7 protein-coding genes and 1 tRNA gene are annotated in these 9,424 nt (G+C 63.2%); 5 read left to right on the top strand and 3 right to left on the bottom strand.

Going from position 1 to position 9,424, the window contains the following annotated elements; genetic code table 11:
- Positions 1–658: 658 nt before the first annotated feature.
- Both glnA and JQC81_RS17595 read right to left on the bottom strand, forming a co-directional pair.
- Positions 659–2,068: a type I glutamate--ammonia ligase gene (glnA, locus tag JQC81_RS17600; protein WP_203273088.1), complete on the bottom strand. Its 1,410-nt coding sequence runs from the start codon at positions 2,066–2,068 to the stop codon at positions 659–661.
- Positions 2,069–2,138: 70 nt separating this feature from the next.
- A complete protein-coding gene (locus tag JQC81_RS17595) occupies positions 2,139–2,477 on the bottom strand; it encodes a P-II family nitrogen regulator (RefSeq protein ID WP_036352735.1) in 339 nt (112 codons plus the stop codon).
- 180 nt (positions 2,478–2,657) lie between these two features.
- Here JQC81_RS17595 and JQC81_RS17590 point away from each other — a divergent pair, with 180 nt between their 5' ends.
- A complete protein-coding gene (locus JQC81_RS17590; RefSeq protein ID WP_203273087.1) occupies positions 2,658–4,145 on the top strand; it encodes an NAD(P)H-hydrate dehydratase in 1,488 nt (495 codons plus the stop codon).
- Here the strand turns inward: JQC81_RS17590 and JQC81_RS17585 are convergent.
- Positions 4,138–5,478 carry a multicopper oxidase family protein gene (locus JQC81_RS17585; protein ID WP_203273086.1) on the bottom strand — a complete coding sequence of 447 codons (1,341 nt, stop codon included), beginning with the start codon at positions 5,476–5,478 and terminating at the stop codon, positions 4,138–4,140. The two genes, JQC81_RS17590 and JQC81_RS17585, sit on opposite strands and share 8 nt — an antisense overlap.
- A gap of 172 nt (positions 5,479–5,650) precedes the next feature.
- Between JQC81_RS17585 and JQC81_RS17580 the strand changes: the two genes are divergently transcribed.
- From JQC81_RS17580 to clpX, 4 genes are all read left to right on the top strand, one after another.
- A tRNA-Leu gene (locus JQC81_RS17580) sits at positions 5,651–5,735 on the top strand.
- A gap of 114 nt (positions 5,736–5,849) precedes the next feature.
- Entirely contained in the window at positions 5,850–7,217 is a 1,368-nt protein-coding gene (gene tig / locus JQC81_RS17575) for a trigger factor (RefSeq protein ID WP_203273089.1), read from the top strand.
- A gap of 77 nt (positions 7,218–7,294) precedes the next feature.
- Complete coding sequence (locus tag JQC81_RS17570) at positions 7,295–7,927, top strand: ATP-dependent Clp protease proteolytic subunit (protein ID WP_203273085.1); 633 nt, start codon at positions 7,295–7,297, stop codon at positions 7,925–7,927.
- A 225-nt stretch (positions 7,928–8,152) separates the two neighbouring features.
- On the top strand, positions 8,153–9,421 hold the full coding sequence (gene clpX / locus JQC81_RS17565) for an ATP-dependent Clp protease ATP-binding subunit ClpX (RefSeq protein WP_203273084.1): 1,269 nt from the start codon (positions 8,153–8,155) through the stop codon (positions 9,419–9,421).
- Positions 9,422–9,424 lie beyond the last annotated feature (3 nt).

The raw sequence follows: 9,424 nt of genomic DNA, 5'->3' as shown, positions 1-9,424 counted from the left end.
CCGCTTCGGCACCTACTAAGATCCGTCTCCCACAGAGACAGAAAAGGCCCGGGTCACAACCCGGGCCTTTTTCGTTTTGTCTGCCAGTTGGACGCAATTGGCCAATCGTCACGACCTTACGTATCTGTGGGGGCACCAGAAGTATGCAGTCATCGCGAACGAGCTGGCGATAGCCCCTCGCGGCTGGAATGTCCGAAGCAAAGGCCTCAGCGACAGACTGCAACCCCACAGGATCTGGAACCATCGCCTAGACGGTCACCCTTTTCGTGATGGTGCCAGGGCGGCCATGCTGAGCTGCTGATGGTTGGTGGTGCGCTTCTCGGGAGCTCTTATGAGGAGCCTGTCGTCTCTGAGTTCGCCGCAGTCGCCGAGGTTTGACCACCGGCCGGAGAGGCCGCCGCCTGGCTGTTTTTAGCTAGGGGCGAAACCATAAAGCTCTTCCTGATTGAATGCCCTCTGGAGGCTTGCCGGAAGTGGGGGGCGCAACGTGCACGGATCGCGCTTGCCTGCGGGTTCGGCAAACTCCTCCCCGAATGTCGGCCGCTTCTAGTCTTGCTAACGGACCTGAGTTTCCCTGAACAGCCAAACAAAAAAGCCGGAGCCCGAAGGCTCCGGCGAAGGAAGGCTGCGGATCCGCAGCCGGGAGGATTCGCGTCCGTTAGACGGAGTAGTACATCTGGAACTCGACCGGGTGCGGGGTCATCTCGAACCGGGCGACCTCGGCCATCTTCAGCTCGATGTAGCTGTCGATGAAGTCGTCGTTGAAGACGCCGCCGGCCTTCAGGAAGGCGCGGTCCTTGTCGACGCTGGCGAGAGCTTCGCGAAGCGAGCCGCAGACGGTCGGGATCTTCTTCAGCTCGCGCGGAGGCAGATCGTAGAGATCCTTGTCCATGGCCGGGCCCGGATCGATCTTGTTCAGGATGCCGTCGAGACCGGCCATCATGATCGCGGCAAAAGCGAGATACGGGTTGGCGGTCGGATCGGGGAAGCGGATCTCGACGCGCTTGGCCTTCGGCGAAGTCGTCCACGGAATACGGCAGGAGGCCGAGCGGTTACGGGCCGAGTAGGCCAGCAGCACCGGAGCCTCGTAGCCTGGGACGAGACGCTTGTAGGAGTTCGTGGACGGATTGGTGAAGGCGTTAAGCGCCTTGGCGTGCTTGATAATGCCGCCAATGTACCACAGGCATTCCTGGGACAGATCGGCATACTTGTTGCCGGCGAACAGCGGCTTGCCGCCCTTCCAGAGGGACTGGTGGACGTGCATGCCCGAGCCGTTGTCGCCATAAACCGGCTTCGGCATGAAGGTGGCCGTCTTGCCGTAGGACTGGGCGACGTTGTGGATGCAGTACTTGTAGATCTGCATCTCGTCGGCGGTGCGCACGAGGGTGTTGAACTTCGTGCCGAGCTCGTGCTGGGCGGAGGCAACCTCGTGGTGGTGCTTCTCGACGGTCACACCCATGGCCTTCATGGCCGCCAGCATCTCGCCGCGCATGTCCTGGGCGGAGTCGAGCGGCGGAACCGGGAAGTAGCCACCCTTGGTCGGGATGCGGTGGCCCAGGTTGCCGCCTTCGTAAGGCGTGTCGCCGTTGATCGGCAGCTCGGCGGAGTCGAGCTTGAAGCCGGTGTTGTAGGGGTCGGCCATGAACTTCACGTCGTCGAAGATGAAGAACTCGGCCTCGGGGCCGACATAGACCGTGTCGGCGATCCCCGTGGACTTCAGGTAGGCTTCAGCCTTCTTGGCGATACCGCGCGGGTCGCGGTTGTAGGGCTCGCCGGTGGCGGGCTCGAGAATGTCGCAGTTGATCGACATGGTAGAGGCCGCGAAGAACGGGTCCATCTGGGCCGTCGTCGGGTCGGGCATGAGGGTCATGTCGGATTCGTTGATCGCCTTCCAGCCGGCAATCGACGAGCCGTCGAACATGATGCCGTCGGCGAACATGTCCTCATCGACCATGTCAACGTCGAAAGTGACGTGCTGCCACTTGCCGCGCGGGTCGGTGAAACGGAAGTCCACGTACTTGACGTCGTTTTCCTTGATCGCCTTCAGCACATCCTTGGCGGTCTGCATGGTCGTTTGGTCCTCTTCTGCCCTTGAGAGTCATCCTCGGCCGTCAGGCCTCGGCTTTAAAAAAGCGAGCTTAGATCGCGTCGGATCCGGTCTCGCCCGTGCGGATACGAACGGCCTCCTCGACCGTCGAAACGAAAATCTTGCCGTCGCCGATGCGGCCGGTCTGGGCTGCCTTGCGGATAGCCTCGATGGCTGCGTCCGCCATATCGTCGTTGAGAACGATCTCGAGCTTCACCTTCGGCAGGAAGTCCACGACGTATTCAGCGCCGCGGTAGAGTTCGGTGTGGCCCTTCTGACGGCCGAAGCCCTTGGCCTCGATGACGGTGATGCCCTGCAGGCCGACTTCCTGGAGGGCTTCTTTGACTTCATCGAGCTTGAAGGGCTTGATGATGGCTTCGATCTTCTTCATCCCGTTCAACCGTTCTCGTTCGAGGTTTTGCTGCTTTTAGCACCAGCCGGGAGGAGCCTTCCATGGCCTCATCGACTCAAAGCCATCCATTTTGCTGCCTTGCTGAGCATCTTCTGCTCAAACTTTGTGCAACTGCGGAAAACCTCGCCAACTCCTCCACAACGGGTCAATTTTGCTCCCATGACAGCCCCTGAACTTGTCCTGACGTCCTCCGAAATGAGGCAAGCCGACCGGGCGACCATCGAAAATGGGATTCCGGGCATCGAACTCATGCGGCGCGCAGGACGTGCCGTGGCCGATAGTGCCGAAAAATTAGCCGCTCCAGGTGACAGGATCATCGTGGCGGCAGGCCCGGGGCAGAACGGTGGCGATGGTTTTATTGCCGCGGCCCTGCTGTTCGATCGGGGCTACCAGGTGAGCTTGGGCCTCTTGGGCACTCCCGACCGGCTGGCGGGCGATGCGGCCGAGGCCGCCAAAGGCTGGTACGGTAAGGTCGAGCGGGTCGAGGACCTCTCCTTCCACGGCGCGGACCTCATCATCGATGCCCTGTTCGGCACCGGTCTCGCGCGCGATCTGGAAGGCGCCGCGCGGCTGGCCGTAGAGCGCATGAACGCATCGGGACGTCCGATCCTCGCCGTGGATCTGCCCTCTGGCATCGATGGAGACTCCGGAGCGGTTCGGGGAGTAGCCGTCAAAGCCACCCGGACTGTCACCTTCGCGGTGCGCAAGCCTTGCCATCTGCTGATGCCGGGGCGTGCCTATTGCGGCCCGGTCGAGGTGGCGGATATCGGGATCGGCGGCGACACGCTGGAAGCCAAGGGCGGCACTCTGTTCGCCAATCATGCGACCTTGTGGACTCATGCGCTACCCAGGCCCGGACTCTCGTCCCACAAGTACGAGCGAGGCCACACGCTGGTGGCCTCCGGCGGCGCGACCCGGACGGGCGCCGCGCGGCTGGCCGCGCGGGCGGCACTGCGGATCGGCTCCGGCCTCGTGACGGTGGCCTCGCCGCCGGAGGCGCTGGGAGTGAATGCCGCCCATCTCACCGCCATCATGCTGCGGGGCTGCGATGGGCCGGAGGGGCTGAACACGATGCTGCAGGATCAGCGCTTCAACTCGCTTGTGCTGGGTCCGGCACTTGGGATTCATGCGGGCACCCGCGCCATGGTGGCAGTAGCGGTCCATGCCCGGCGCAGCCTCGTGCTGGATGCCGACGCACTGACCTCCTTCGAAGGATTGGCCACCGAGCTGCACGGGGCGTTCCGCCATGCTCCGTCGGTGCTCACGCCTCATGACGGCGAGTTCAACCGGTTGTTCAAGGGACACCCGGATCTTGTTGATCCGGCATCGAAAATCGAGCGTGTGCGGCGCGCTGCCGCCTATACGGGCGCGGTGGTGGTGCTCAAGGGAGCCGATACCGTCATCGCAGCCCCGGATGGCCGCGCAGCGATCAACGAGAACGGCACGCCGTATCTGGCGACGGCAGGATCGGGCGATACGCTCTGCGGCCTCATTGCCGGTTTGATGGCTCAAGGCGTGCCCGCTTTCGAGGCGGCCTGCGCCGGGGTGTGGATCCATGCCGAGGCCGGGGCGAGCTTCGGGCCGGGGCTGATCGCCGAGGATCTGGCGGAGCTCGTGCCGGGTGTTCTGCGGGATCTGCTCAGGTAATCTCGATCCAGGTCCACAGTCCCGCGTCGAACCGCTCCAGCACGGTCGAGGCAAGCAGCCACTTGCCGGGATTGTCGGCCACGAAGGCAACGCGGATAGTCTTATTCACCGGCACCTGGATCGTATCAATCCAATAAGGCTCCCAGCCGTCGTCGAGCGCATGGAGAAGCCGGACGCTGTGGCCATGCAGATGGAGCGGCTGCATGAAGCTGGTCTGGTTCGTCAGGGTCAGCACCACTGGTGTGCCGCGCTTCACCTTGACGAGCGGAGCGCCGTTCGGCTTTCCGGCAGCTCCATTGATGGTCCAAGGGACATTCGGCGCCTTGGGATCGCCCTTCATCACCACATCCTTGCGGCTGGCGTTCTGCAGCTTGATCGTCTCCGGAAGCTTCGTGTTCGCCGGAAGCGGGGCGATGGCCGGCGGGGCTGCGTGCTTCTCGCCGACGGTTGCGATTTCGAGGAGCGGCAGGCCGTCGCCCAGCATGGCTGTCACGGCGCCCGTCATGCCCGCTTCTGGGGCAAGATCCACGAGCATCTCATAACGGGTGCCGGGCGCGAAGGGCAGGGAGGCCATGAGCGGCTCGAAGGTGCTGGTCGGTTGTCCATCTGTGGCAATCACATAGGCCTTCAGCCCGTCGAAGCGCAGACGCATGGCGCGGGCGTTGCAGGCATTGGCGAGCCGCAGCCGCAGGCGCCCGCCGGGAGGCGCCTCGACCCGCTGCGGCGTCGGCTTGCCGTTCAGGCTAAGCCAGCTCCCGAGCCGGCCGGCCGGGGCGGTTTCGCCTGACCTCTCGAAAGGCGCCAGCGAGCCGTTGTCGTTCAGACCCCAGTCGTCGATCAACAGGGCAAGGTCCTGATCCACCTGCGGAGGGTTGGCCTCCTCCACGATCAGCAGGCCCGACAGGCCGCGCTCCTGGGGCTCGGCGCTGCCGCCGAGCACGCAAGGGCGGATCAGGAAGGTGCCGGCATCCGGCGGAGTGAGGCGGTAGTCGTAACTCTGGCCCGGCGCCACCGGCTCTTGGGTCAGGCCGCCGACGCCGTCCATGGCGTTCGGGCCGCGAACCCCGTGAAAGTGCAGGGACAGGGGCAGGGCGGTCTCGTTCCGAAGCTTGAGGCGTAGCTCAGTGCCTTGCTGGACCCGTACGACGGAGGCGAGGGAGCCATTGAAGGTCCACGCCTCGACCTCGTTCCCAGCATCTGGCCGAAGCCGCAGCTTGTCCGGTCTTGCGGTGAACTCCTGGACGGGGGAGCCCGCGTCCTGTGTCCATCCCGCCCGGGGAACTCCGATCAGGGAGGTGGCGAGACCGGCGGTAACGGCGCGGCGGGTGATCATGCGGGGGGGCTCGTCGAGGGTTCAGGGCATCGGTATGGGTACAGCGTTGAACGTGAACGGCCAAGTTTGGTTGCCAATTGGCCGCACACGAACTTTTTTGATGCACAGTTCCGCAAGCATGCTATAGAGCCGCGTCCCGGAAGAGGGGCGCGTTCGCGCGCGCTGCTCCCGCGCGGGCGTGGCGGAATTGGTAGACGCACTGGATTTAGGTTCCAGCGACGCAAGTTGTGGGGGTTCGAGTCCCTCCGCCCGCACCAATCCCGTCAGGGTTGGATCCGGAGGCTCTGAGCGGCTCAGGTGACGGCATGACGCCGCATCGGCCGGAGCTTGGATTTGAAATTCTTTTCGAGTGGATGAAGGCGAATAGTACCATGCAGGTGACGGAAACACTGTCCCAAGGCTTGAAGCGAGAGTTCAAGGTCGTGCTCCCGGCCACCGAGTTGGAAGAGCGCCTGAACAGCGAATTATCGACCCTCAAGGACCGGGTCCGGCTCAACGGTTTCCGCCCCGGCAAGGTGCCGGTGGGTCACCTGCGCAAGGTTTATGGCCGTTCCGTCATGGCCGACGTCCTGCAGAACGCCGTCAACGAGGCGAACCGCAAAATCGTCGAGGACAACAGCCTGAAGCTCGCCAACGAGCCCCAGGTCCAGTTCCCTGAGAGCCAGGAAGAGGTCGAGAAGGCCATGGACGCCAAGGGCGATCTGGCCTTCACGGTTGCCCTCGAGGTCCTGCCAGAATTCGAGCTGGCCGACCTGTCGGACGTGGCCGTCAAGAAGCCGGTGGCCGAGATCACTGACGCCGAGGTCAACGAATCGCTTGAGCGCATGGCCAAACAGAACCGCTCCTTCGAGACGAAGGACGGTGAGGCGGTGTCCGGCGACCGCGTGGTCGTGGACTTCGTAGGCCGTATCGACGGCACCGAGTTCGAGGGCGGCAACGGCCAGGACATCCGGGTCGAGCTCGGCTCCAACACCTTCATCCCGGGCTTCGAGGACCAGCTCGTCGGCCTCAAGGCCGGCGATACCAAGCTCGTGAAAGTCACCTTCCCGACGAACTACATGGCTGCTCATCTCGCCGGCAAGGACGCCGAGTTCGACGTGACCGTGAAGGAAGTCGAGGCTCCCGGCGAGCTGAAGATCGACGACGAGATGGCCAAGGGCTTCGGCATGGAGTCCCTGGACAAGCTCAAGGAGGCGATCCGCGACGCCATCAAGCGCGACTTCGACACCCAGTCCCGCCGCAAGGTCAAGAAGGACCTCCTGGACGCTCTGGACGCCAAGTACAGCTTCGAGCTGCCGCCGACCCTGGTCGAGCAGGAGTTCACGGCCGTGTGGTCGCAGGTCGTGGGCGACATGAAGTCCAACAACCGCACCTTCGAGGATGAGGACACCACCGAGGACGCGGCCAAGGCCGAGTACCGCAAGATCGCCGAGCGCCGCGTTCGCCTCGGGTTGGTCCTTGCACAGATCGGTGAGAAGTCCGATATCAAGATCTCCGACGACGAGGTGACTCAGGCCCTCATCGAGCGGGTCCGTCAGTACCCCGGCCAGGAGCGCCAGGTTTGGGAGTTCTACCAAAAGAACCCGCAGGCCCTAGCTGAAATCCGGGCTCCTCTGTTCGAAGAGAAAGTCGTCGACCAGATCCTGTCCCAGGTGAAGGTGAACGAAGAGACCGTCTCGAAGGACGCGCTCTTCAGCGACGAGGATGAGGACGGAGAGAAATCCGGCAAGGGCGAGTAACGCTCCCTTAAGCGTCTCGTTGCTTGCATGACTTGCACGGCCGCGAATCTGCGCGGCCGAACTGGAGCAGTGAGACAATGAGAGATCCGGTAGCGCTCTTAAACAATACGCTCGTCCCGATGGTGGTTGAGCAGTCGAACCGCGGCGAGCGGGCATTCGACATCTATTCGCGCCTCCTGCGCGAACGGATTATCTTCCTCACGGGCCCAGTCGAAGACTACTCGGCCTCGCTGATCGTGGCACAGCTTCTGTTCCTCGAGGCCGAGAACCCGAAGAAGGAAATCTCCTTCTACATCAACTCGCCCGGCGGCGTGGTGACCTCGGGCTTGTCGATCTACGACACCATGCAGTTCATCCGCTGCCCGGTCTCGACGCTGTGCGTCGGTCAGGCGGCCTCCATGGGCTCCCTCCTGCTGACCGCCGGCGAGAAGGGCATGCGCTTTGCGCTCCCGAACGCCCGCATCATGGTCCACCAGCCGTCCGGCGGCTACCAGGGCCAGGTCACGGACATCATGATCCACGCCCGCGAGAGCGAGGCTCTGAAGCGCCGGCTGAACGAGATCTACGTCCAGCACACCAATCAGCCCTATGAGGCCATCGAGCGGGCCCTGGAGCGCGACAACTTCATGACCGCAGAGGCTGCCCGGGAGTTCGGCCTGATCGATCAGGTCATTGCCAAGCGCCCCGAGCCGGCAGCCACTCCGGCCTAACCCTTAAAACCTGGGGACAAATTCCTCCGGGGTGCGTCTTTTTGGCGGGCAATTCCGTTTCTATTGATCCCGTGCCCTGCGCGTGATTGCATATGGATTCGGAGCACATAGCGATTTGAGCGTTCAATTCTTAGCGACGGAACCTTTCGTTAGGCCCGTCGCTCATAAACTTAGAAGAAGTGCTGGGCCGGAAGGGCCGTCCCGGTGCGGATTGGAGATGTGATAATGACCAAGGCTGGCGGCAACGACTCCAAGAGCACGCTGTACTGCTCCTTTTGCGGCAAGAGCCAGCACGAGGTACGCAAGCTGATCGCTGGCCCGACGGTTTTCATCTGCGATGAATGCGTCGAGCTCTGCATGGACATCATCCGCGAAGAGTCGAAATCGTCTCTCGTGAAGTCCCGCGACGGGGTTCCGACCCCGAAGGAAATCAGCCGCGTTCTGGACGATTACGTGATCGGCCAGGAGCACGCCAAGAAGGTGCTCTCGGTAGCGGTCCACAACCATTACAAGCGTCTGGCCCATGCGACGAAGCACAACGACGTCGAACTGGCCAAGTCGAACATCCTGCTGATCGGGCCCACCGGCTCGGGCAAGACCCTGCTGGCCCAGACCCTGGCTCGGATCCTGGACGTGCCGTTCACCATGGCGGACGCCACGACCCTGACCGAGGCCGGCTACGTCGGCGAGGACGTGGAGAACATTATCCTCAAGCTGCTCCAGGCCTCCGACTACAACGTCGAGCGGGCCCAGCGCGGCATCGTGTATATCGACGAGATCGACAAGATCTCCCGCAAGTCGGACAACCCTTCGATCACCCGTGACGTCTCGGGCGAGGGCGTGCAGCAGGCGCTCCTGAAGATCATGGAAGGCACCGTCGCCTCCGTGCCTCCCCAGGGCGGCCGCAAGCATCCGCAGCAGGAGTTCCTGCAGGTCGACACCACGAACATCCTGTTCATCTGCGGCGGCGCCTTCGCGGGCCTGGAGCGGATCATTGCCGGTCGCGGCAAGGGTACGTCCATCGGTTTCGCGGCTTCCGTGAGTTCGCCGGATGACCGCCGGACGGGCGAGATCTTCCGTGAAGTCGAGCCTGAGGATCTGCTGAAGTTTGGCCTGATCCCCGAGTTCGTCGGCCGCCTGCCGGTCCTGGCGACGCTGGAAGACCTCGATGTGGATGCCCTGAAGACCATTCTGCAGGAGCCGAAGAACGCTCTGGTGAAGCAGTACCAGCGCCTCTTCGAGATGGAGAACGTCCAGCTGACGTTCCAGGACGAGGCCCTGACCCTCATTGCCAAGAAGGCGATCGAGCGGAAGACGGGTGCCCGCGGCCTGCGATCCATCATGGAAGGCATTCTGCTGGAGACCATGTACGACCTGCCGGGCCTCGATTCAGTCGAGCAGGTGGTGATCGGGCCCGAGGTGGTGGAGGGCAAGGCCAAGCCTCTCTTCATCCACGGCGAGCGCAACGATCAGGCCGCCAGCGCCAGCGCCTAAGGT

The sequence above is a fragment of the Microvirga arabica genome, assembly GCF_016811235.1.
Lineage (GTDB): Bacteria > Pseudomonadota > Alphaproteobacteria > Rhizobiales > Beijerinckiaceae > Microvirga > Microvirga arabica.
The sequence above is the reverse complement of the archived record's forward strand: the minus strand, read 5'-3'. Positions and strand labels throughout refer to the sequence as shown.

What these genes read in the sequence shown, in the direction of transcription:
- JQC81_RS17585 (WP_203273086.1), bottom strand. Translation starts at nt 5,478, where the DNA reads ATGATCACCCGCCGCGCCGTTACCGCCGGTCTCGCCACCTCCCTGATC.
- JQC81_RS17595 (WP_036352735.1), bottom strand. Translation starts at nt 2,477, where the DNA reads ATGAAGAAGATCGAAGCCATCATCAAGCCCTTCAAGCTCGATGAAGTC.
- clpX (WP_203273084.1), top strand. Translation starts at nt 8,153, where the DNA reads ATGACCAAGGCTGGCGGCAACGACTCCAAGAGCACGCTGTACTGCTCC.
- tig (WP_203273089.1), top strand. Translation starts at nt 5,850, where the DNA reads ATGCAGGTGACGGAAACACTGTCCCAAGGCTTGAAGCGAGAGTTCAAG.
- JQC81_RS17590 (WP_203273087.1), top strand. Translation starts at nt 2,658, where the DNA reads ATGACAGCCCCTGAACTTGTCCTGACGTCCTCCGAAATGAGGCAAGCC.
- JQC81_RS17570 (WP_203273085.1), top strand. Translation starts at nt 7,295, where the DNA reads ATGAGAGATCCGGTAGCGCTCTTAAACAATACGCTCGTCCCGATGGTG.
- glnA (WP_203273088.1), bottom strand. Translation starts at nt 2,068, where the DNA reads ATGCAGACCGCCAAGGATGTGCTGAAGGCGATCAAGGAAAACGACGTC.